Annotated in this window: 17 protein-coding genes; 10 read left to right on the forward strand and 7 right to left on the reverse strand. The window is 69.3% G+C overall.

Annotated features, from left to right (window positions below):
* The first annotated feature begins 3 nt into the window (after nt 1–3).
* From ACFWU3_RS24305 to ACFWU3_RS24340, 8 genes are all read left to right on the forward strand, one after another.
* Nucleotides 4–1,458, forward strand: coding sequence for an aldehyde dehydrogenase family protein (locus ACFWU3_RS24305; protein WP_384441317.1), 1,455 nt, complete (start codon nt 4–6; stop codon nt 1,456–1,458).
* 55 nt (nt 1,459–1,513) lie between these two features.
* Nucleotides 1,514–2,593 carry an LLM class flavin-dependent oxidoreductase gene (locus ACFWU3_RS24310; RefSeq protein WP_328863213.1) on the forward strand — a complete coding sequence of 360 codons (1,080 nt, stop codon included), beginning with the start codon at nt 1,514–1,516 and terminating at the stop codon, nt 2,591–2,593.
* Nucleotides 2,593–3,762, forward strand: a complete 1,170-nt coding sequence (locus ACFWU3_RS24315; protein WP_384441320.1) for a hypothetical protein — start codon at nt 2,593–2,595, stop codon at nt 3,760–3,762. Before ACFWU3_RS24310 ends, ACFWU3_RS24315 begins: the two co-directional genes overlap by 1 nt.
* Nucleotides 3,763–3,818: 56 nt before the next feature.
* Entirely contained in the window at nt 3,819–4,721 is a 903-nt protein-coding gene (locus tag ACFWU3_RS24320; protein WP_384441323.1) for a hypothetical protein, read from the forward strand.
* Between the two features lie 5 nt (nt 4,722–4,726).
* Nucleotides 4,727–5,527: a class I SAM-dependent methyltransferase gene (locus tag ACFWU3_RS24325; RefSeq protein ID WP_384441326.1), complete on the forward strand. Its 801-nt coding sequence runs from the start codon at nt 4,727–4,729 to the stop codon at nt 5,525–5,527.
* A 72-nt stretch (nt 5,528–5,599) separates the two neighbouring features.
* On the forward strand, nt 5,600–7,162 hold the full coding sequence (locus tag ACFWU3_RS24330; RefSeq protein ID WP_384441329.1) for an alpha/beta hydrolase: 1,563 nt from the start codon (nt 5,600–5,602) through the stop codon (nt 7,160–7,162).
* On the forward strand, nt 7,159–8,727 hold the full coding sequence (locus ACFWU3_RS24335; protein WP_384441332.1) for an MFS transporter: 1,569 nt from the start codon (nt 7,159–7,161) through the stop codon (nt 8,725–8,727). The genes ACFWU3_RS24330 and ACFWU3_RS24335 overlap by 4 nt, the downstream gene beginning before the upstream one ends.
* Before the next feature lie 46 nt (nt 8,728–8,773).
* Nucleotides 8,774–9,304, forward strand: coding sequence for a flavin reductase family protein (locus tag ACFWU3_RS24340; RefSeq protein WP_384441335.1), 531 nt, complete (start codon nt 8,774–8,776; stop codon nt 9,302–9,304).
* 114 nt (nt 9,305–9,418) lie between these two features.
* Here the strand turns inward: ACFWU3_RS24340 and ACFWU3_RS24345 are convergent, their stop codons facing one another.
* The 3 genes from ACFWU3_RS24345 to ACFWU3_RS24355 all read right to left on the reverse strand — a co-directional run bounded on the left by ACFWU3_RS24345 (nt 9,419) and on the right by ACFWU3_RS24355 (nt 11,646).
* Nucleotides 9,419–10,060, reverse strand: a complete 642-nt coding sequence (locus ACFWU3_RS24345) for an RDD family protein (protein ID WP_384441337.1) — start codon at nt 10,058–10,060, stop codon at nt 9,419–9,421.
* A 337-nt stretch (nt 10,061–10,397) separates the two neighbouring features.
* A complete protein-coding gene (locus ACFWU3_RS24350) occupies nt 10,398–10,859 on the reverse strand; it encodes a GntR family transcriptional regulator (RefSeq protein ID WP_384441340.1) in 462 nt (153 codons plus the stop codon).
* Nucleotides 10,852–11,646 (reverse strand): hypothetical protein, encoded by a 795-nt coding sequence (locus tag ACFWU3_RS24355; protein ID WP_384441343.1) that lies wholly within the window; start codon nt 11,644–11,646, stop codon nt 10,852–10,854. Before ACFWU3_RS24355 ends, ACFWU3_RS24350 begins: the two co-directional genes overlap by 8 nt.
* A gap of 362 nt (nt 11,647–12,008) precedes the next feature.
* On the opposite strand from ACFWU3_RS24355, the gene ACFWU3_RS24360 reads away from it, so the two are divergent.
* The gene (locus tag ACFWU3_RS24360; RefSeq protein WP_384441346.1) at nt 12,009–14,168 is read left to right on the forward strand and encodes a SpoIIE family protein phosphatase; all 2,160 of its coding nucleotides are present in this window, start codon (nt 12,009–12,011) and stop codon (nt 14,166–14,168) included.
* 90 nt (nt 14,169–14,258) lie between these two features.
* On the opposite strand, the gene ACFWU3_RS24365 is transcribed toward ACFWU3_RS24360, so the two are convergent.
* Together ACFWU3_RS24365 and ACFWU3_RS24370 are read right to left on the reverse strand one after the other, a co-directional pair.
* Nucleotides 14,259–15,446, reverse strand: a complete 1,188-nt coding sequence (locus tag ACFWU3_RS24365) for a type III polyketide synthase (RefSeq protein ID WP_384441349.1) — start codon at nt 15,444–15,446, stop codon at nt 14,259–14,261.
* A gap of 619 nt (nt 15,447–16,065) precedes the next feature.
* Nucleotides 16,066–16,806 (reverse strand): class I SAM-dependent DNA methyltransferase, encoded by a 741-nt coding sequence (locus tag ACFWU3_RS24370; protein WP_384441352.1) that lies wholly within the window; start codon nt 16,804–16,806, stop codon nt 16,066–16,068.
* A gap of 307 nt (nt 16,807–17,113) precedes the next feature.
* On the opposite strand from ACFWU3_RS24370, the gene ACFWU3_RS24375 reads away from it, so the two are divergent.
* Nucleotides 17,114–18,613, forward strand: a complete 1,500-nt coding sequence (locus ACFWU3_RS24375; protein WP_384441355.1) for a hypothetical protein — start codon at nt 17,114–17,116, stop codon at nt 18,611–18,613.
* 86 nt (nt 18,614–18,699) lie between these two features.
* Here ACFWU3_RS24375 and ACFWU3_RS24380 read toward each other — a convergent pair whose 3' ends face one another.
* A complete protein-coding gene (locus ACFWU3_RS24380; protein ID WP_384441358.1) occupies nt 18,700–19,356 on the reverse strand; it encodes an NUDIX hydrolase in 657 nt (218 codons plus the stop codon).
* Nucleotides 19,357–19,523: 167 nt separating this feature from the next.
* Nucleotides 19,524–22,631, reverse strand: a complete 3,108-nt coding sequence (locus ACFWU3_RS24385) for an FG-GAP-like repeat-containing protein (protein WP_384441360.1) — start codon at nt 22,629–22,631, stop codon at nt 19,524–19,526.
* Between the last annotated feature and the right edge of the window lie 59 nt (nt 22,632–22,690).

The raw sequence follows: 22,690 nt of genomic DNA on the forward strand, positions 1-22,690 counted from the left end.
CTCGTGACCGGTCACGTGGTACTGCCGGCGCCGACGAAGGTGAAGGCCCATCCGTTCATGGTGTGGGGTGAGCGCGTCGAGCCCGACGGCGACCCCCGCATCCTCGAATTCCCCAACGGAGCGAAGTCCGCGATCCCGCGGCTGACCCCGGCGCTCGTCGAACGGCTGGAGAACCCACCGACCGACCTCGCCGAGACCCCGTTGCAGGAGATCGTCGCCTACCTCAACCGCATCGGCCATCTCTGGAACAACGAGGAGTACGCCCGCCGCAGGCTCTACGTCCGCGAGCTCAAGCGGATGCACGGCTACTCCCAGCAGATGGCCGACGCCGAGGCGGACCTGATCTCGGCGACCCTGCGGGCGCACGCGCAACTGCACGACATGGTCGCCGTGGAACTCGGCCACCGGCAGATCATGGACCGCTGGATCCCCCGCGAGGACGCCGAGGTGCGTGCCTATCCGCGGGGCCGCAGCGTCCACATCCTTCCGGGCAACGTGCCGTACTCGACCACGGTCTCGCTGATCCGTGCGCTCCTGACCAAGAACACCTCGGTTCTGAAGTACGCCGCGGGCGAGCCCGCCACCGCCGTCGCGCTGGCCCAGAGCTTCACCGACATCGACCCCACGCATCCGGTGACGAGGTCCGTGAGCGCGGTGTTCTGGGAGCGGGACAGCGAGCTCGGGCGGCAACTGCTCGGCAGCGCCGACGTCATCTGCGCCTGGGGCGGGGCCGAGGCCGTGAACGCGGCCTACCGGAACTGCTCGTCCGAGGCGATCGTCGTGCCCTACGGTCCGCGGCGCAGCTTCACCGTCGTGGGCAAGGACGCCGACATGGCGAGGGCGACCCGCGGGATAGCGCACGACGCGTCGATGTACGAGCAGCGCGCCTGCTTCTCCACCCACCAGGTGTTCACCGACGCCGAGCCCGAGGAGTTCGCCGACCTGCTCCAGAAGGAGCTGGAGCGCTACGAGGAGATGTTGCCGCGCACCTCGGTCACCGCCGACGAGGCCGCGCAGGCAGCGATGGAAGTCGCCGCCCAGCAGTTCCTCGGGCAGCGCGTCCGCACCGGCTCCTGGGGCTCGATCCTGATCGCCGACCCGGCCGGCGTCAGTGAACTCCCCAGCGCCCGGACCGTGTTCGTGCACCCCGTCGCGGACCTGGCCGAGGTCTCCCAGTGGGTGGACCCCACGGTGCAGACCATCGGCCTCGCCCCCTGGTCGCTGCACGAACAGCTGCGCCACGAACTCGCCCGGCGCGGCGCCTGCCGGTTCGTCGAGGCCGGCCTGTCGCCCTTCTTCCGGCTCGGCGGCTCGCACGACGGACTCCAGCCGCTCCAGATGATGACCCGCATGGTCGCGGTCGAGGCCCCGAGGCTCAACTACGGCAAGGGAATGGTCGTTCCCATCGACCAGTCCGAGTTCCTGGAGCACCGGCGCCTGCGCGACCTGCTCATGTGACGGCCTCCGGCCGACCGCCAAGTTTCCCAACCGCACCACACAGAGGAGAAATCTGATGGACGTAGGCGTGATGCTGACGACGGCCCACCCCGACCACTGGTCGGAGACGGAGGTCTTCGACTACTCGATGGACTTCGCCGTCGAGGCCGACAGGATCGGCTACCAGTCGGCGTGGCTGCTGGAGCACCACTTCACCCGCTACGGACTGTGCCCCAACACGCTCACCATGGCCGGCTATGTCCTCGGCAGGACCAAGCAGATCAAGGTTGGCACCGCGGTGGTCATCCTGCCGCTGGACCACCCGATCCGTATCGCCGAGCAGACCAACATGCTCGACCAGCTCAGCCATGGCCGGTTCATCCTGGGCGTGGGCCGCGGGTACTTCCCGAAGGACTTCGAGGCCTTCGGCGTCGACCCGGCCAAGTCCCACATCCTGCAGACCGAGTACGTCGACATCATCCGCAGCATCTGGGAGACCGGCAGCGCCAAGTGGGAGGGCCAGGAGATCACGCTCCCCGACGTGACGCCGTTCCCCACCCAGTACACGAAGCCGAGCCCGCCGATGTACGGCGTGGGCCAGTCGCCGTCGACGATCGAGTGGGCCGCCTCGCGCGGAATTCCGCTGATCATGCCGGCCATTGGCGCGTACGAGGCGATGCGCGGGATCATCGATCTCTACAACGAGACGGCCGACAGCCACGGCATCGACCCCACCACCGTGCCGCACGCCCTGTGCACCGTCGCCCACGTCGCCGAGACCACCCAGAAGGCGCACGACGAGATCTGGAAGCACATGTGCTGGTGGGAGCAGGAGCACGACGACGCCGCCTTCACCATGGAGCAGCTCCAGAAGCTGCCCAACTACCGCTTCCAGTACGGCGAGTGGCAGGCCGCGGCGCTGCGGGGCGACCGCACCAACGCCGACTTCACCAACTACATGCTGGAGAACAGCATCGTGGGCAGTGTGGAGGAGTGTGTGGACCGTCTCGGCCGCACCATGGAGGTCACCGGGGTACGCAACTTCCAGCTCGGCGTGGAGGCCACCCTCAACCGCGACCGGATCCTCGAGAACATGAACATGTTCGCCGAGGAAGTCCTGCCGCGTATCGGCTGGAAGCCGAGCGAGGACGCCTGATGACCACCCGGACCGACGCCGGGCACCCGTTGTCCGGCGTGCTGATCGGCACCGAGTTCGCCGAACTCGACCGGTTGATCTTCGAGGACGACGACTGGTGGTCGATGGCGAGCGCGGACCAGGCCGCGCTGCGCCATCGCCTCATCACCGCCGCCGTCGCACATCATCTGGAGCACAACGCGGACTACCGCGGCTTCGCCGAGGCGAGGGGGTTCGCCCTCGCCGACCTCGACGAGCCCGCGGGGCTGCTGAACGTGCCGCAGTTCCCGACCCGGTTGTTCAAGCGCGTCGACGTCCGCAGCGTGCCCGCGCAGGACTGCGACGTCTTCAAGTCCAGCGGCACCAGTGGCACGCGCAGCATGGTCTGGCGTGACGAGCCGTCGCTGGAGCGGCTTGCGGGCTCGCTGCGCCCCGAGGGCGACATCTGGGTCGACCTCTACGGCGACATCGACCTCGACGACGACGGCGAGATGTTCCACCTCGGGCCCAACCGGCGCGAGGCGGACGGCGTGTGGATCAGCTACATCATGACGCTGGTCGAGATGTTCGCCTCCACGCGCTCGTACGTCGGTGACGGTGTCCTGCGCCTGCACGATGTGGTGCGGGACCTGGAGGGCGCGCTGGCCGACGGACGGTTCGCGTGCGTGGCGGGCCCTCCGGTGTTCGTGGCGGCGCTGCTGCGGCACATGTCGGACAACAGCGTGAAGCTGTCGGCCGGCGACCGGATGGCGGTGATCACCGGCGGTGGCTGGAAGAAGGACGAGTCGACCCGGCTCGACCCGGCCCATCTGCGGTCCCTCGCCGTGGACACCTTCGGGCTGGCCTCGCAGTCGCAGGTGCGCGATGTGTTCAACCAGGTCGAGCTCAACACCGCGTTCATCGAGTGTGAGCACCACCGCAAGCACGTCCCGCCGTGGGTCGAGGTCATCGTCCGCGACCCGCGCGATCTGTCCCCGGTGCCCGCCGGGCAGGCGGGCCTGATGTCGTACCTGGACCCGACGGCGCGCAGCTACCCGTGCTTCCTGCTGGCGGAGGACTTCGGATCCGCCGAGACCGATGTCTGCCCGTGCGGGCGAGGCGGCACCACGGTCGAGATCCACCGCAGGATGCGCACGTCCACCCACCACGGCTGCGCACTGCGCCTGGCCGAGACGGTGCGGACCACCTGACGAGCACGGACACACAGCCAACAGTCAACAGCTCACGGTTCAAAGGAGGGGGAGCCATGTCGACAGAGTGTTTCGACGTGAAGACAAAGAACGGCCGGACGGTCGCGGTGTGGCGGGACGGCCCGGCGGACGATGACGCCACCGGACCGGTCGTGATCATGGCACCGGGGTTCGGCCAGCGCATGCGCAGTGCCGGTGTGCTCGCGCTGATGCTGACGTACAACGGCGCCACGGTGTACCGCTTCGACGCGCTCGACCACGTCGGGCTCAGTGACGGCGAGATAGTCGACTACTCCGTCACCGAGCTGATGGAGGCCCTCACCGCGGTGGTCGACACGGCGCTCGAACGCGAGGGGGTCGAGGCGGTTTCCATGGTCGCGACCAGTCTGTCGGCGCTGCCGGTGATGCACTTCGCCGCGGACCGCAAATGCGCCGACAACATCGCGCTGATGCTCGGAGTCGTGAACGGCCGGCAGACGCTGCTGAAGGTTCTCGACACCGACTACCTCGACTGGGAGCTGGACGATCTGCCCCCTCGGGTGCACATCGACAAGCACTCCGTCGACCCGCGTCCCATCGTCGCGGAGACCAGGGTCGTCAACTGGTGGGAGCTGTCGGCCACGATCGACGCCCTGTCCGTACTCGACATCCCCGTACGCAACTTCGTCGCGGCCGACGACGACTGGGTGGACATCGCCGATGTGCGCAAGGCGTTCGAGTCGGCGGGCCTCGACCAGGACGACGTCATCGAGGTCGCCGTGTCCGGGCATGCCCTGCTGCGCAACCCGGTGGCGCTCAAGCAGCTGCTCATGGACGTCACCCGCAGCCTGATCCCCGGCGAGGGCGAACCGGCGATGCCGAGCTTCGAGGAGATCGTCTCGCTGCGCGGCTCCGAACGTGAACTCGAGCGCCACCACCTGGTCTCCCGCGAGGGCGGCCAGGCAGACCCCACGGAGTAGGTGTGATGAGCGTGGACCCGTCCACTCAGGGCCAGGGCGACGTGACGGCCGACTCGACCGTGGACTCGACCCTCATGAACGCCGCCTACAGCGGCGTCTACGGCGAGATCTACCGCACGCACTGGTGGTGGCGCGCCCGCGAACACCAGGTGCTGCACTACGTCCGCAAGCACGGCCGGTGGCACGGCCGGCGGGCGAAGGTCCTCGACGTCGGCTGCGGTGACGGGTTCATCTGGCGACGGCTCGAGTCCTTCGGCGATGTCGAGGGGATCGAGCCGGACCGCGTGCTCGTGGCCCCGGACTCGCCGGTGCGCGACCGTATCGAGGTGGCCGACTTCGTGCAGGGACGGCCGCGCGGCGCCGACCACGACCTGGTGCTGATGCTCGATGTGCTCGAGCACATCGACGACCAGGACGCGGCGCTGCGCCGGGTCGCCTCCCTGCTCGGACCCGACGGCCGAGGCGTCATCACGGTGCCCGCGCTCATGGCTCTGTGGAGCGAGTTCGACGAACTCAGCGGCCACTTCCGCCGCTACACCCGCGCGTCCCTGCGCGCGGCGCTGGAATCCGCCGGGCTGCGGGTGCTGGAGGTGCGGTACTACTACGCGTGGACGGTCCTGCCGCTGTTCCTGCGCAGGCTGTTCTTCAAGGCGGCGACCTCGGAGTACAGCCATTTCGTGAAGGCCCCCGCAACACCCGTCAACCAGCTGATGTACCGGCTGAGCCGCATCGATCACTGGCTGACCCGCCGGCTTCCCGCGCCCGCCGGCAGCTCCCTCATCGCGGTCGTCGCACGGACACCGTGACGAGCCGTAACCAGTACGGCGTCAATCGGGCCCTGACCGGGTCGAGATCCGGAAACAGTGAAGGAATCTGACATGTCGGAACATCGCGCGCGGTGGTCCCGCCGCGTCCGGGGGATGGTCGCCGCAGGCAGCACCATGGCCCTCGCAGTGGTCATGCCCGGTCTGGCCCAGGCGCAGGACCTGTCCCCGGAGGAGAGTGCCGCCGGCGCGGCCGGGATCGACTGGGCGGACTGCGGCGAGGGCTCAGTGCCCGGCGCTCAGTGCGCGGCGGTGGAGGTGCCGCTGGACTGGGCGAAGCCGAACGGGAAGAAGATCACCCTGGCGCTGTCGAAGCTGCCCGCGCTGGACCCGGCGAACCGGATCGGCCCGCTGTTGTTCAACCCGGGTGGCCCCGGCGGTTCCGGCATGGCGGCGGTGGCCTACAGCGACCTGCTGTCCGCCGCCCCCGAGTTCGCACCCCTGCGTCAGCGGTTCGACGTGATCGGTTTCGATCCGCGGGGGGTCGGCCAGAGCTCACCCATCACCTGCCCGGAGCCGCTGCACGACTCCGCCGTGAGCACCTTCCCCCGTACCCCGGCCGCCTTCGAACAGCTCAAACGCTTCAACCAGAAGGCGGGAGTCGCCTGCCGCGAGGCGACCGGACCGCTGATCAACCACGTCGACACCGGCAGTGTCGTCTCCGACGTCGAAGCCCTCCGCAAGGCACTCGGTGCGCAGAAGATCTCGTGGCTGGGCCTGTCGTACGGCACGGAGATCGGCTCGCTCTACGCCCAGCGCCACCCCGACCGGGTACGGACCATGGTGCTCGACGGAGTCGTCGACCACAGCAGGCCCGCCCGGCTCGCCGCGGTCGACGAGGCACGCGCCACCGAGAGGGCACTGCGGCGCTTCGCCGACTGGTGCCAGAGGGACGAGCAGTGCGTGCTGCGCGGCGCCGATGTGCCGGCGACGTACGACGCCGTCATGAAGACGGCCGCGGCCTCGGGCATCCCCGCCTCCGACCTCGGTCGTAACGCCACCGCCGAGGAGCTCGCCAACGGCGCGTACACCTTCCTGACCCAACCGTCCGCGTGGCCCCTCCTCGCCGGTGCGCTCGCGCAGGCGGCGGGACTCGCCGGCGACGCCGACGCCACGGGCCTGGTGACGCCCGCGTCGTTCCTGCAGCCGGAGTACAAGGCCTACCGGGCCGTCGGGTGCCACGACTTCGCGCCGAACACCCGCGGCTTCCTCGACATGGCCGTACAGTCCGCGCACCTGCGCTCGGTGGCACCGCACACCTGGCGCTACTCGGAGTTCTGGGACTGGACCAGCGGCTGCGTGGGCTGGCCGGTGAAGCCCGCCAACCCGCCCGCCCCGCTGAGGGTCCGTGGCGCGCCGCCGGTTCTGCTGGTCAACACCCGCTTCGACGCGGCGACTCCGCATCTGTGGGCGCAGCGTCTCGCGGCGAGGATCGACGGGAGCAGGCTCCTCACGGTCGAGGGTGACGGCCACACCGGCATCCTCAACTCCGCCTGCGCGCGCAGCCATGAAGCCGAGTACCTCGTGACCGGACGCACCCCTGCGGCGGGCACGACCTGCGCCGCGTCGGCGTCCCCTGCGGTCGCCGCGGCGATCACCGGCGGCGAACGGCGGTGACCGGGACATCGGGCGCGCCGACCGCCCACAGCACCGGCACGCCCCCGGTCAGGGCCACGTACGAGGAGTGGCTCGGCCTCGTGGTGATCGTGCTGTGCTGCGTCCTCGTGGCGATGGACATCAGCGTGCTGTTCTACGCGGTGCCGTTCGTGTCGGCCGATCTCACCCCCAGTACCTCCGAGGTGCTGTGGATGATGGACATCTACGGATTCCTGCTCGCGGGGCTGCTCATCACCATGGGGGCCTTGGGCGACAGGATCGGCCGGCGCAGACTGCTGCTGTTCGGGGCGGCCGGGTTCGGTGTGGCCTCGGTCCTCGCGGCCTATTCGAGCAGCCCCGAACTGCTCATCGCCAGCCGGGCGTTGCTCGGAGTCGCGGGAGCGACACTCGCGCCGTCGACGCTGTCGCTCATCCGGAACATGTTCCACGACGAGGGTCAGCGCCGGGCGGCTGTCGGACTGTGGACCGCGGGGTTCGCCGCCGGTGCGATGCTCGGCCCCATCACCGCGGGCGTGCTGCTGGAGCACTTCTGGTGGGGCTCGGTGTTTCTCATCAACGTCCCGGTGATGCTGCTGGTGCTCGTGCTCGGCCCGATTCTGCTCCCGGAGTTCCGCAGCCCCAGCCCGGAACGGTTCGACCTGTTCAGCGCGGGGCTCTCCCTGGCCGCGGTGCTGCCCGTGGTGTACGGCGCGAAGAAGTTCGCCGAGGGCCATCTCGACGGGACGTCGGTGTCCTCCGTCATCCTGGGACTCGTGATCGGGGCGCTGTTCATCCGGCGCCAGCGCCGCTCACGGGACCCCCTCATCGACACCCGGCTCTTCCGGGACCGGGCGTTCAGCACCGCGATCGTCACCACCACGGTGGTGCAGCTCGCGATGCTCGGCATGATGATGCTGAGCTCGCAGTACGCGCTGTCGGTGCTGGGCCTGCGGCCGTTCGTCGCGTCGATGTGGCAACTGCCCGCGATCGCCACGCTGTTCCTCGGACTCACCGTGGCCGGTGTGCTGGCCCAGCGGATCCGCCCCGCGTTCATCCTCTGCACCGGCCTCACCACCGCCGCCGTGGGCTTCGCCGTGATGAGTCTGGTGACCGCCGACAGCGGTCTGGCCGTCATCGTCGTCGGTAGCAGCATCATGACCTCCGGCGTGGGCATGGTCGTGCTGCTGGCCACCGACGTCGTCGTCGCGACCGCACCGCCGGAGCGAGCCGGCTCAGCCTCCGCCCTGTCGGAGACGAGCAACGAGTTCGGCGGTGCCATCGGCATCGCGATGCTCGGGAGCATCGCACTGACGGTGTACCGCCGTGAGGTGGAGGACGTCATCCCCGCGCAACTGCCGGCCGAGGCGGGTGAGGCGGCCCGCGGCACGCTTCAGGCCGCCCTGGAGGTCGCCAGGACTCTGCCCGAGCCGGCCGGCAGCGCTCTCGAACGGGGCAGCATCGAGGCGTTCACGGACGGGTTGCAGGTCGCGGTGCTCACCGGTTCGGGGATCCTGCTGTTCGTCGCCGTGGTCGCTGCCGTCGCGCTGCGCCCGGTCCGTATCGATCCGAAAGGGGAGGGGGAGTGACATGAGCCGGCTCAGCTCCGGTCCTTGCCGACCGGAGGACCAGGCGGTGAGCGCGCCGCGCGGCTCGGCCGCGACGGTGGAAGGAACGGCCTTGCGTACCGCCCTGCGGCCCTACGCCTCAGGGGTCGCGGTCCTGACCGCCGCCGGCGCGGCGGGCCCCGCCGGAGTGACCATCACGTCACTGACCTCGATCAGCACGGAACCCGCGCTGATCTCCTTCGCCCTGGCCGACGCGTCGTCCACCTGGGCCCGGATCAAGGACTGTCAGTGGTTCGGGATCCAGATCCTGGGCGGGGACCAGACGGAGACGGCGCGGCGTTTCGCGACCTCCGGCATCGACCGATTCGCGCCGCCGACCCGCTGGCACACCGGTCCGCAGGGAGTCCCGCTGCTCGACGACTGCCTGTCGTGGCTGGTCTGCTCCCGGTACGACCTGATCAGGCTCGGAGACCATCACCTCGTCGTCGGCGCCGTGGAACACACACAGGCGGGCTCGCACGGAGACGGACTGGTGCATCTGCACGGTGAGTTGCAGTCGGTCGCCTCCGTCGCGCTCACGAAGGCGGTCGCCGACTAGAAGCGAACTCGTCGGCCACCGGGGTCCCTTGTGCTCGCCGGCCGGGGGACGGCCGGCGGTGGGAGAGCAACCGTATGCCGTACGGCACCGGTTGCCGCCCCACTCGCCGGTGGCTCAGCCCTTGGGGACCTTGACGACCACCGTGTTGCACACCTTGTCGGCGAAGGTCTGCTTCTTGGCGTCCCACAGCGGCCACAGCCAGCCGATGTAGCAGGCGATGCTGTCGAGGAAGTGGGCGAGCTTGCGCACGAACGCCATGCCGAAGCCGAGCGTGCTGCCGTCGGCCTCCCGGAGCAGGCTGATGCCGAGGACCTTCTTGCCGATCGTCTGACCGGTCTTGCCTTCCTTGAACAGCTGGAAGAAGCCCATGCCGATGGCGTAGACGAGGCCGATGGCGAAGAAGGGCCCGGGGCCGGCGTTCGCCGGGTCGTCGCTGCTCGCCAGGTCGATGAATCCCAGGGCGTACATCGGGCCCACGATGATCAGTGCGTCGAGCAGGTACGCGCCGAAGCGCTGCCCCCAGTGGGCCAGCGGCGGCATTCCCCCTCCCGGCATGCCGGGCATTCCGGGGGGCGGGTACGCGCCGTACGGCGGCGGCGTCTGCTGGGGGTAGCCGTACTGCGGCGGAACCCCCTGCGGTGCCTGCTGCGGATACCCGTACTGCGGGGGCGCGTCGTGCGGTGCCTGTTGCGGATAGCCGGGCTGGCCCTGCGGAGGCTGCTGGCCGTAAGGGTTGTTGGGGTCGCCGAAGCTCATGGCGAAGTCTCTCCATGCCTGAAATGGGGACGAAGCAGCCGGAACGGAGAGCTGTTTCGCGGCATAAGCCATGTGCCCCCCGTGCAGCCGCGATCTTGCGATCCCATCGTGTTCATAAACCGGCGGCTTGTCCAATCTGATCATCAGCCCTGCGCGGCGCCGCAGGCCGAGCCGCCACCGCCGACGGCACACCGAACCGCGGTCGTGGAGCGTCACTGCTCCGCGACTTTGCCGACGTCCCGGGCGCGGTCGCGTCAGACTCCGGGCGCAGCCACGTGTGCCTGGCGTCGTGCGGCATCTGCGCGTTCAATGCCGTCGTGTGACCGTGGACGACTCCTCACGTCCGTGAACGCGCCGACGCCTTGGCCGTCTTGGGGCCACCCGCTTTGCTGCCGGCGGCTGCCGAGGACGGGGTGGGCCCCTCGGGGGCAAGGGCGTCGCGGACGGCGGTCAGGATGTCGTCGGTGTCGGCTCCGAGCGCTCGGGCGGCGGAGCTGAAGTCCCGGGCAAGGGTGATGAGTTGGTCGGCATCATGGGCGCGCTGCCCGGACGGGAGCGCCGCGACCCGGGTGCCCGCGCCGCGGCGGGTGCGGATCAGCCGGGCGGCCTCCAGCTCGCGGTAGGCGCGGGCCACGGTGCCCGGCGCCAGATCGAGGTCGGCGGCGAGCTGCCGCACGGTGGGAAGGCGCTCACCCTCGATGAGCCGCCCGGTACGGATCAGCGCGGCCAGTTGGGCGCGGACCTGCTCGTACGGCGGTACCTGGCTGGTGGTGTCGACGCGGACGGCTGGGTCACTCATCGTCGAAAGTCCCATCGTCGGCTGCTTTGTCCGCGACCGCGCGGGGTGCCACCACGGTGACCAGGGACCAGTAGAAGGTGAACAGGCCCAGCAGGCCCAGGGGGCAGATCACCGCGATGGTGGCGACGCCCAGCGGGCCGGCGCAAGCCTTCTCCGTGAGCGCGACGAAGACCATCAACACGGCGAGCAGCACCTGGCTCGATACCAGCAGCCCCCAGGCGCCGGTGATCGCCCAAGCGCGGTCGCGGCGCTGCTGGTCGTCGCCCGGGCCGTGGGCGATACGGCGCAGGGCCCACACGCAGACGGGGGTGCCCACCGCGAGGGCGGCGAACATCGGGACGCTGTAGTAGAGCCCGGGCCAGGGGCCGAGGGACGTGGGCATCCCTTCGCAGGTGACGGTGATGACACGCCCCGCTCTGCCGATACGGTCACGGCCGGAAGAGGCCGTGACCGCACCGATCGCGAGCAGGGTGACGAGCGAGGCCGCCTGCAGGAGAAGCAGTGGCACCATGCGGGGCGGCACGTGGTCTCGGACCAGGCGCGGAGTGAGGCTCGCGGTGCGTACCGCTTCCTGGGGTCGCAGGGTCAGCGCGTCGCCGAGCAGGACACCGCCCACCGCACACAGGCCGAAAGCCGTGACGGCGAACACGAGGGGCATCGTGATGTCGTCGCTCTCCATCATGACCAACTGCTGCGCGACCACGACGCCGATGGCCAGACCGGACCACCGGGCGTAGTGATCGGCGTGGTCGAGGAACCGGGACTGGAGCGGGACGGTGTCGAGCATATGGAGATCCCCCCAGATCATCTTGTATCAAGCGGTGGGTACAAGATGCCGTGGCCGGGATCTTGTGTCAAATGCTCGATACAAAGCGATGTGAAGAGGGGCGGCTTCCGGCGCGGGGGAGTTCCTCTCCGGCGCGGTTCCGATCCGGGCGACGTGGACGTTGGCATCCCTGTGACCACAGCCGGCTTCGAAACGACGGCCGCGGCACTGCCTCGGTGGTCCCCGTCTACCGCGCACTGCGCTGGTGTGGGCGTAGCGGCCCCCGCTGTTGTTCAATGAGGTGTGCGATCAGGGATCTCGGGGCCCCCGCACGGGTCCGCGTACAGCCCCGGTGGCGCGCCGGGCACTGCTGAGAGAGTCGTATGGACTCCACACCTGTCCCGTCCTCGTCCTCGTCGGCATTCGACCTGGTCAGCCGAGCCCTGGGACGGTACATCCCGCGCGGTGGAGCAGGTGCCGGTACCACCGACGCGCAGGAGCACCGCGGCGCGCGCCAACCCGCACCCGACGACCGGGCAGCCGGTCATCACGAGCAGATTCTCGGCGCGGTCAACCTGAACCAGGACTTGATGATCACCCGCCGCAATCTGGACGCCCCCGTCTTCGCGGGTCTGGACGTCGAGGCCGGCAAGCCCTTCGTCGATCTCCTGCCCCCGTGGGATGTACCGACAGTCACGCGGCGGCTGCGGCAGGTCGTGGAGACCGGCGAGGCGCACGTCGCCCGAATCCAGCGCCTGCGTCGCCGCGACGGGTCGGAGCTGGTGGTCTCCCTGAGCATCCTGCCTGCTGCGGCGCCCGAGGGGGGCTTGACCGTCTCCATGATCGCCATGGCCAGGAGGCTGCACCTCTACGCCGCCGAGACGGCGATCGGCACGTCGCTGGACATCGGCGAGACCGCGCAGTCGCTCGCGGAGTCCCTGCTGGCCTGGGGGGACGTGGCCGCCGTCGACCTCGACTTCGCCGTGTGGACGGGTGAGGGAGTCACCGGGCAGGTTCAGCGGCGCATCCGACTGCGGCGGGCAGCCCTGGTGCCGGACCGGGCATGGCCCGAGGGCTACGTGACCCCTGGCGACGACCTCCCCAGCGACGCGAGTCGCCTGCTGGCGCAGGCGGTGCTGCGGAACGATGCTCCGCAGACCATCGTCATACCCGACCGGGAGGCGGTCGAGCGGCTGCTCCAGAGCCCGCGGGTGGTGCGTGCCCTCGTACCCGTGGACCGGTCGGCGGGCGTGGCGTGCATACCCCTGGTGCTGGACGGCGTGCCACCCCTCGTACTGGGCGTGGCGGAGGTATGGCGGCGGGCGGACTGCCCCTTCCGCGACAGCGAGCTGCTCGACCTGCAGGAACTGGTGGCGAGGACCGCCCATCACGTCGACCTGGCACGTCAGCACCAGCGGGAGCACACGCAGGTGCTGGCACTGCAGCGCCGGCTCCTGCCGCGGACCGGCGGCGACACCATCGCGATCGCGAGCGTCTACCAGCCCGCCACCCCGGACAGCGCGGGCGTCGGCGGCGACTGGGTGAACAGCTTTCCGCTGCCGGACGGCCGTACGGCGCTGGTCGTCGGTGACGTCGTGGGCCACGGCCTGGGAGCGGCGGCGACGATGGGCCAGCTGAGTATGGAGGCCCGCGCGCTGCTGTCCGCGGGGCTCGCGCCCGACGAGGTGCTGGAGCACCTGGACGAGACCGTGACGCTGCTGGACGACGCGGAGTCCGGGCTGACGGCCGGGTACAGCGCCCTCGGCTCGACCTGCTGCATAGCCCTCTACGACCCCGTCACCCACGAGGTGGCGCTGTCGAGCGCCGGCCACCTTCCCCCGGTCCTGGTCACCCCGGACGGGCACGCGGGCCCGCTCGTGCTGCGCCCTCACCCCGGCCTGGGCGCGGAGTTCGCGCTGCGGGAACCGTTCGACGTGCACACCTTCGCCGTCCCTCCGGGCTCCCTGCTCGCTCTCTACACCGACGGCCTGGTCGAGGATCCCGCCCTGTCGATCGACGAGGGCATCGACCGGCTGGCGGAGGTCGTGTCCACGGTGCACCCCTGGGATGCCCTCCAGCAGGCCGCACGGCACGTCGTCTCCGCGCTGGCTCCCGTGCGCCAGCGCGATGATGTGACCCTGCTGCTCGCGCGGATGATCGGCTACCGCGAGGGGGACACGGCGACCTGGCGGCTGCCCGCCCGCTTGGACGCCCCCGCTCGCGCCCGAGCGCGGGTCTTCTCGCTGCTGGGGCAATGGGGCACCAGGGACGAGACACGGGACGAGATGGTGTTGCTGGTCAGCGAGCTGGTGACGAACGCGGTCCGCTTCGCCACCGGTCCCCTCACGGTGCGGCTGATCAGGTCCGGCAACGGCCTGCTGTGCGAGGTGGGCGACACCGGCAACGGCAGGCCGCGCCTGAGGCGGGGCGACCTGCTCGCCGACGGCGGTCGTGGCCTGAGCGTCGTGCACAGGCTCACGACGCGGTGGGGGGTGCGGTGGACGGACACCGGGAAGGTCGTCTGGGCGGAAGTCGCGAGGTGACACCGCTCCGCGTCGAGGCCGCGGAAGGAGTGCGGAGCGGGTTCCTCCGGTGCGCACCGGTCCTTCTGGGATGGGTGGGCCGGCCTCGTCCTACAGCCACTGCCCTTCCAGGGCGGTGGCGGTGAGGCCGGGTGCCGCCGCGTACAGAACGGCGCGGTTGCCGGGCTTCTGCTGCCCGGCGTCGTGGGCCCGCCGCAGGATGTCGAACACGGCGGCGCCGCCGCGGTTGCCGCTGGTGTAGCTGTCCCGGCTGTAGTCGAGCAGCCCCGACGGCCACGTGTCCGGCATCGTCTGCTCCATGTACTCCAGCACCCGGGTCCCGCCGGGGTGTGCGAGCAGCACGTCGGGGTGCCAGGAGTCGGGGCAGTCCTGGTAGCGCGAGCGCAGCCAGTCCCACATGGCCGTGACCGTCTCCTGTACGGCGCGCGGCCCGCGCCGGTCCATCACGAAATGGGTGCCGTCCGCCCGTGTCTCCAGGCGGTGCAGGTCCTGGGTGCCGGGCAGGGTGTGGTGCCAGGTGGCGTCGAGCCGCAGTATCGACTCGGGCTTCGGGCGGCCGGTGACCACCACGGCGACGGCCGTGTCCGCGAACAGCAGCCGGACTATCAGAGACTCGAGGGTGTCGTCGGCGGGCTGGTAGGTCGTGCTCAGGGCCTCCGCGATGACGACCAGGACCACCCGATCGGGGTCTGCGGCCACGAGGTCCGCCGCGAGCGCCAGGGAGCGGGTCCCCGCGACGCAGGCCCACTGCGTGGCCGGCAGCAACATCACGTCGTTGCGGAGCGGAAGCCTGTTGGCCAGGGCTATGTCCAGTCCGGGCAGCGCCGGGGTGGTGGAGTGACTGGTGATCAGGCAGTCGACGTCCGAGACGTCCAGCCCGGCTGTCTGAAGAGCCCCCCGCGCCGCACGCTCCCCGTAGGACTGCACGGCCTCCCAGGCCGGCGCCGTGCGCTCCTGGACGGTCTGCGGCGCGGGAACGGTTTCGAGTGCGGCGACCACGCGGTCCACGTCCTGCTGGGTGAACCCGTCGCGCGTGAGCGCCTGTTGGGTCGGCTCGATGCCGAGGGTCCGCAGGCCGCTGCCGTTGCCGGGCGCGACAGCGGTCTCCAGCGGCAGCATCCACCCGCGAGTCTCGATGCCGGTACTGGCCGCGATGCCGTCGATCCGCGGCGTCCACGCCGCGTGCCGGTGCCGGTCGCCGACCTCCGCCACGATCTGGCTGGTCTTCACGGCGTGCTCGCCGTGTATCACGGCAGGAGGGCAGAGATATGCGGCCATGGTGGAGCACCTTCCAAGGGGAAACCGGGGAACAGGGGAGGGGCGACGGGGAAGGACACACGTGCCGTCCCATGGACCACGTCGGTCCTTCGACCCCAAGAGGATGGAGATGGGCTCCACTTCGGGAGTCCGTGTCTGTTCCGAGCATGGAGCTAAATGGACATTTGCGCTGTGATGCAGACAACGTGGGCACGTACTGAATACGTGACACGGCACACACTGCTGAATCGAGGGCGCCGTCGGAGCGGCTTGCCGGATCTTCTCTGATGCGCCGTCAGCCATGGAGCTGCTTTGTCACTGTCACTGTCATTGTCACTTCGCTGAGCCGGGCCCCGGCGACGCGTTGCGACGGAAGTGCGCCGAGTCTCCGTGATGCGGACATCGACGTGCCGCGCGAGGGTCAGTCCTCTTGAGGTGCCTGCCCTTGAGGCGATGCGGCGGAGGGGGTGACGTCACCCGGTGCTGCCCGGCCGAGCACGGGCGAGACCGATGCGGCAGCGCTTCGACGGGGCTCGATGTCCGGTGTCCGGCCGGACGGCGCGGTCTCGAAGTGGATGGTCACTGGTGTCCGACCTCGAGCTCGGAAGTACTGCCTGTTCCGACAGCCGGGTGACCGACGTCAGGTCGGCTTGCGCCATACGGAGATGTGCTTCGCCGAGTCCTGGACGAACGGCGCCCCGTCCCAGTCCGCGACGCGACGTTCGAGCTCCAGCCCGGCAAGCCTTGCCATCAGGTCGAGTTCTGCCGGCCAGGCGTACCGGTGCCGGGAGTTGCCGCGACGGTAGCGGTCGTTGTCACCGTCGCGGGTGAAGTGGTGCGAGACGAGAATCTGCTCGACCAGGTCGAAGGTGTCGAAGCCGAGATGCTGCTCGGACACGTCGAACGGCACCGCGACCTGTCCGGGCGGCAGGAATCTCAGCGGCGGCACGCCCAGCTCGATGACGAATCGGCCGCCCGGCTCCAGATGGCGTGCGGCGTTGCGGAAGCACTCGACCTGCTCGTCCTGCGTGAGCAGGTTCGTGATGGTGTTGTAGACGAGATAGACGAGGGTGAACTCGCCGGGTACGACGGTGGAGGCCATGTCCCCGATGGTGACCGGCAGCGTCCTCTCGTCGACCTTGCGCCGCAGGACCGCTGCCATGTGCTCGGACAGTTCGATGCCCACCACCGGCACGCCGCGTTCCCGGAGAGGGACGCCCACACGTCCGGTTCCGATGGCGAACTCCAGTGCCCGGCCGTCTCCGGCGAGCTCGGCGAGGAAGGCGAGAACCGGCCCGAGGACGGCTTCCGAGGACGCTTCCGTCTCCTCGGCGTCGTAGCGCTCGGCGGTTGCGCGGGTCCACAGCTCACTGCTCGTCACGGACGGCCACTTTGCCGGGCGCCGAGGGGCGCTGTCGACGCAATTTACCTTCCACCGGCTCCGATCGCACAGTTCGGGGCAGGTCGGTGCCGACATCGCACGGCACCGTCCACGTCGTCATGTCCTGCGGGAAACGCGCCGGTCACCGGTGCGGCAACGGGATCAACCGGCCTGTCGGGACGCGGCCTTGCGGAATCGTGATGTGACTGATCGTGGGCAATCCCGCACGCTCCGGGTTGCCGCCGTGCTTCGATGGGGACGCCCACAAGGGCGTCGTCGAGCCGACCGGGACCGGGGGACAAAAGGCATGTCTGGTGAGCAGTTCGCCAAGATCGTCAACAGTGATTTGCAGCCCGTCGCTGTGGTGGCACAGTGTCTCGACAATCAGTGGGTGTCGAGAGAGCTGCTCGACACCATGATGAGGCGAGGCGTGTCACTACGGGACGGCCACGTTGCCGAGCAGCGCCGGCGCGACGTCCGGCACGAGTACTTACGGTCGCTCCTCAACTGTCAGCAGGTCGTCGTCAACCGGGCCTTCTTCCTGAACAACCAGGTGGTGTACGGCGACTTCCGGGCCGACGGCGCGGCCCGCGACGCCTTCAGGCATCTCCTCGGCGGTTCGGCGATCGTGTCCTATCTCTACAACGAGGCCACGCCGACGGAGGACCGGGCCTTCAGCACGCACGCCGAGGGCCTCAACGCGTGGCGCGAGGTCGTGTCCGAAACGCCCACGAGTTGTCTCCGTCTGTCCTGGGACGATCAGGAGAACGCGCGGCTGGCGCGCAACATGCAACGCTCGTTCCGCCGGCAGCTGATGGTCATGGCGGACTTCGAGGCAGACTCGCTGCAGCGCGACTTCGGCCTCGACGAAGACGGCGCGGAACTGCTCCGGCGCCGGTTGACCGACGTCGCGCGGTGGGCCATGGACACGGAATCGGTCACGCGCGAGGAGTTCTACAAGAAGTTCGTCGTGGCCGACGGCACCGCTCCCGCGGACGGCGCATACGACCGTGTGAAGCCGTTCGCCGGCGTGCTGAAGCAACTCGCCGATCTGAAGTACAACGTCGCCCTGCCGGACGCCCTGAGCCGCTACCCCTACACACCGGCGGACTCGCTGGACCGCACAGCCCTGCAAGAAGTGGACCGCGTCGTCTCACACGGCGGGAGCGTGTCCCCGGACGATCTGTTCCAGGTCCTGAAACAACAGGCGTTCGCTCTCGTCCAGCGCCCCCTCGACGTGGGACTGACCGGGCTCGAGATCGACCATGTCCGACAGGCGCGGGACACCGACGCCTGGCACCGGTACATGAGCGGTCTGCTGCGCCTGCTCGCCGAGCCGGAGCGACTGCTCAAGGAGCCCGAGGAGTTCACCGCCCGCAGCCAGAACGTGTACGACCAGTACGTGTCACTCGCAGAAGAACTCACGGGCATCGTGGGCAAGCGCCGTGAGAACGCGGCAGACCGCTGGCAGCCGATGATCAGATTCAGCGTGCACACCCTTGGTTCGGTCATCTCCATCACATCCGGTGACGATCCCTACATCGAAGTCATGGGCGAAGTCGCCGATTCGATCGCGGCGCAGGCGTCGAAGGCCGTTGTGCGTTTCGCGGTCGTCGGCAGGGACAAGCGGCGCGCGGGGAAGGAACTCGAGACGAGCGTGGACCTGATGCAGGTCAAGTTCGAGCGCACCGGCACCGAGTGGAACGATCTGGTCGCACGATTGACGGATGCCGGATACGTCCGGCGCGAGTCGACGGGCGGTCCTCGCCAGGACGCGACTCTCAACGCCCCCGGGGACGGTCAATAGCCGGCCGACCCGGCTGACGCAGGCGAGAGGCGTGTCGGGCGCCGTACCCCACCCGGGTGCGGCGCCTCCGGGACCGGGAACGCCCCTTACAAGAGGCCGCGGACCCGGGCCTGGATCAAGGCGGCGAGGGTGAAGCCGTCCGCAAGAGTGCCGTCGGCGATCTTGCGGTTCACGTCGTCCGTGGTCAGGAGGACGACGCGCCGGATGCCCGCGCTCGTTTCCACGGCGCCGAAGGACTCGAGCCGGGCGAGGAAGAGAGGGACGGCGTCGGCCTGCATGCCGGTGTCCGGATGGACCGAGCCGATCGGTGTGAGAGAGGCGACCTCCCCGCAGATCTCCTCCCGGAGTTCCTTGAGCGCGTTCTCGTGGGCGGACAGGCCGTCCGTTCCGAATCCGCGGGGGATCTCCAGCACCCACGACCGAATCGCGTGCCTGTAGTTCTCCAGCAGCGCCACGCGGCCGTCCAGAACGGGAAGGACGGCGCAGGCCGCCCCGTCGGAGGCCTTGAGAATCCGCACGTACGTGCCTCGGCGACCATCGGGGAAACGGACCGCGTCGCGGACCACACGGATGTAGGGGTCGCTGTAGAAGACACCGGCGCCTTCCCCTGAGTCCGTGGCGGCCGCATCCGGATCGACGATGTCGATGCCTCCTGCCTCCACGCTGTTGCGGAAGTACTCGGGATGCTCACGGCGCAGCAACTCGTAGGCGGCCAGGGCAGGGTTCTGACGTGAGGCGCACATACGGCACAGTATGGAGTCCGGTCTGCTCAGGCCGAAAGCGGCGGTGAGCGGCCTGCTGCCACGGCTCGTCGGCACTGTGCTGTCGTGTGGCATCGAGGTGCGGTATCGGTGGCGAGCGTTCCTGCGGGCCCGGCGGTGCGTCGTCCGGGCCCGCAGAGAGTGCTACGTCAGGAAAGGGCTTTGTAGCCCTGCCAGCCGGAGCCGATGTTGGTTGTGGAGCCGAACGACCCGGTCCCGCTCCCATTGTTGCGCAGCAGGGCACCTGCTGCGTTGCGGGAGATCAGGTCCGCCTTGCCGTCTTGGTTCAGGTCGCCCGCACCGACGAAGGCATTGCGGCCGGTGGCCCACTTGTTGCCGAAGACGAGTTTCCGCGATTCGACGTTGCCGACTGCTGTGCCGTCGTAGCGCCACAGGGAGTTGGTCGCGTCGACGGCGAGCAGATCACCGCGGCCGTCGCCGTCGAGGTCGCCGGCGCCGAAGACGGCCCGGTAGAGCTTCCAGTTGGTCCCGATACGTCCCCGCGCCTTCAGCTTGCCGGCGCCGTCGTCGGCGTACAGGTACATGTCGCCGGTGGTCGCTTGCCGTGCCACGAGGTCGGGGCGGCCGTCCCCGGTGAGGTCGCCCGGGGCGGTGAGGATGTTGAACTGTGCCCAGACCGTGCCGAGGGACGTGTAGGGGGTGGTGGGGGTGAGGGGCTTGCCGCAGGCGGGCCTGTAGGCGCGCAGTTCGGCGCCGAGGCGGACCAGAGTGTCGCTGCACCGGTCGCCGTTCATATCCCCGAACGGTACGGCGACGGCGCTGGTCGGCCAGCCGTGACCCGTGGTGGCCCCGGACAGTGCACCGGATCCGTTTCCGTGCCGGAAGGCGAGGGCTCCTGCAGAGCTCAGGGACAGTAGGTCGCCGATGCCGTCACCGTTGTGGTCGCGGTGGACAGCCGTGCCTCCGGTCAGGTTCAGCACGCCGGTCGTCGTCAGTGCGGCGCCCTGGTTGTCAGCCGGGTGTGCGGTCAGGGTCCAGGTGTACTGGCCGTTCGGAAGGTATCCGCCGTCCGTGGCACGTCCGTTCCAGGTGGTGGCGATGGAGTATTCGCTCCTACCGCCTGATTGGGCGTGGACGAGGCGACCGGTCGTCCGGTTCCTGATCGTGATCTGCCAGTCGGCGGCCGGCTCGCTGAGCCACCATTCGCCCTTCCATGCGATGGGGGTGGAGTCGGTCTCCACGGCGGTGCCCACGGCTCGGTACGGTGAACTCAGCGGGACGTCCGTGTGTGTGTCCCGCAGGACGCGGACATCACCGTTGGCGATGGAGTAGGCGAGGTCGCCGGTCCGGGCGTCCAACGAGTACCGGACGTGAGAGTCGGCAACGCTCTCGCGGACAGCCGCGCCGCTGCGCAGGTCGTAGGTGTCCAGTGCTCCGCCGCCGGTGCCGGTCACGATGACGCCGTTGCCCAGCTGGGCCTTGCGGTAGTCGCTGAAGGGAACGTTCCTGCGCTCGCTCACATTGTGGATGCCGGAAGCTTCGCCGGATGTGATGGTGCGGCATCGCCAGTACAGCCACTGACCGACCGCCTGGAGTTCAGAGATCTCCTGGCAACCCGATCCGGGCTTGACCGTGGCCAACACTGCACCAGTCCGCGCGTGGGTGGCGACAGCGCTCGCCGCGCCGTCGGTCGATATGCCGGCGGTCCACATCGTCGTTCCCCACAGAGCGCCGGCACTGAAGGGCGCCCGGCGCAGAACCTTTCCTGTATCCAGATCGAAGAGATGGATCTCAGAGGCATCGGAATGCGTACGGCCAGTGGCCAAGGCGAGGCTCCCCGAAACGCCGACGATCTGTACGCGCTCGGCGTCGACGAATCCTGTCTCCCAGACGGTCCCGGGAAACTGCCCATCCTTGTTCAGGACGAACAGCTTCGGTCGCCAGCTGTCGCCTTCGTAGACCCGCGCAGTGTAGACGAGGCGGCCGTCACCCGCGGGGTAGAGCTGCGGGCAGTTCTGGTCCAGGCCGCATCGTGTATCCGACGGCATGCCACGCGCGATCCGCGGCCCGAAACCCGGAGCCGTGCCGGTCAACGACCTTTGGAACGCCTCTGTGCGAGCATTACCGGCCTCGAGCGTGGTGACGGTCCCTCGGTCGATCGTCAGAGAGGCGACGCGCAGGGGTACCGGTGGGACACGGCGCAGCGGGCGGACGACTGGCGTGCCGTTCTCCTGGGCGGTGATCGCATTGTGCCCGTAGTCCAGTGCGGAGGCACCTCCGACGACCATCGCGCCACCGTCGGGACGCAGCCGAAGCCTGTCCACGCGGGCCCGCGCCAGCAGCAGTCGTTCCGGCGAGCCGTCGAACGGCGCAGCCAACAAACGCCAGTTGGGGGCGCTCAGATCCGGCTTTCCCAGCGCAGGGTCGTGGCGGCCGATGATGAGGGAATCACCGACGACGGAGGCTACCCTGGCGCCGGTCATGTCGATGGCCATCACGTGCACCGGCGTATCGAACTTGCCCTGCTCGTAGATGCGCACCGTATTCCCGTCCTGCGTCACCACGTGCCGGGCGGTGACGGTCGTGTGGGCGGGATTTGCCGCGGCGGCGGGCAGCACCGTCGCTTCGCCGGACTTGACGTCGATCCATACCGTCTTCGACGAACTGCCGTCGGAGACGAGGGCAAAGTACATGACCCCATGGATGCCTCCCTGACCGTAGAACCGGAAGGCGTAGCCTGCGGGGACGCCGGAGACGGGCCGGTCGACCGTGACCCCGTTCTCCCTGCGGAGGAGGTGGATCTCCGTCCACGATCCATCGTCGAGACGGCCGGCGTGAGTCACGAGCGTATCGCCGATTGCTCTGGCGTAGGTCTGACCGGCTGGAACAGTGACGTGCCAAGACTCGCCGGTGGCCATGTTCACCAGAGGGATGTTGCCCGTTCGGGACGGAGTGGGCAGCACGACGATGTCAGATGCCGCCCCGTGAAACTCATGGGACGAGGTTCCCTGGCCGTTGCTGCCTGGGACGCGTCGAGTTGTGCCGTCGTTGTCGGTCCAGTCCAGACCTGGAGGCGTGCTGCTGCTCGTGTGGAGGTAGCCCGATGGGCCGGCACTCTCGATGTAGGTCGACGCCGGTGCGTTGCGCATCGTAGCTGGAATGGTGATGTCAGTGGGCCCAGCCGCAGCGGCGGGAGCCGCGAGTGGTGGACTGAGCGTGAGACACAGGGCTGCTGAGACTGTGACCCCGGTTCCGCGAAAGACGGAACCACGAACAAAACGGCCGGATCCGGCCAAGAGAACCCCTCCCGAGAGCCTGCTGAGAGCGAAGCCGTGTCCGAAGGGCACGATCGACA

It is taken from the genome of Streptomyces sp. NPDC058685 (genome assembly GCF_042714725.1).
Classification (GTDB): domain Bacteria; phylum Actinomycetota; class Actinomycetes; order Streptomycetales; family Streptomycetaceae; genus Streptomyces.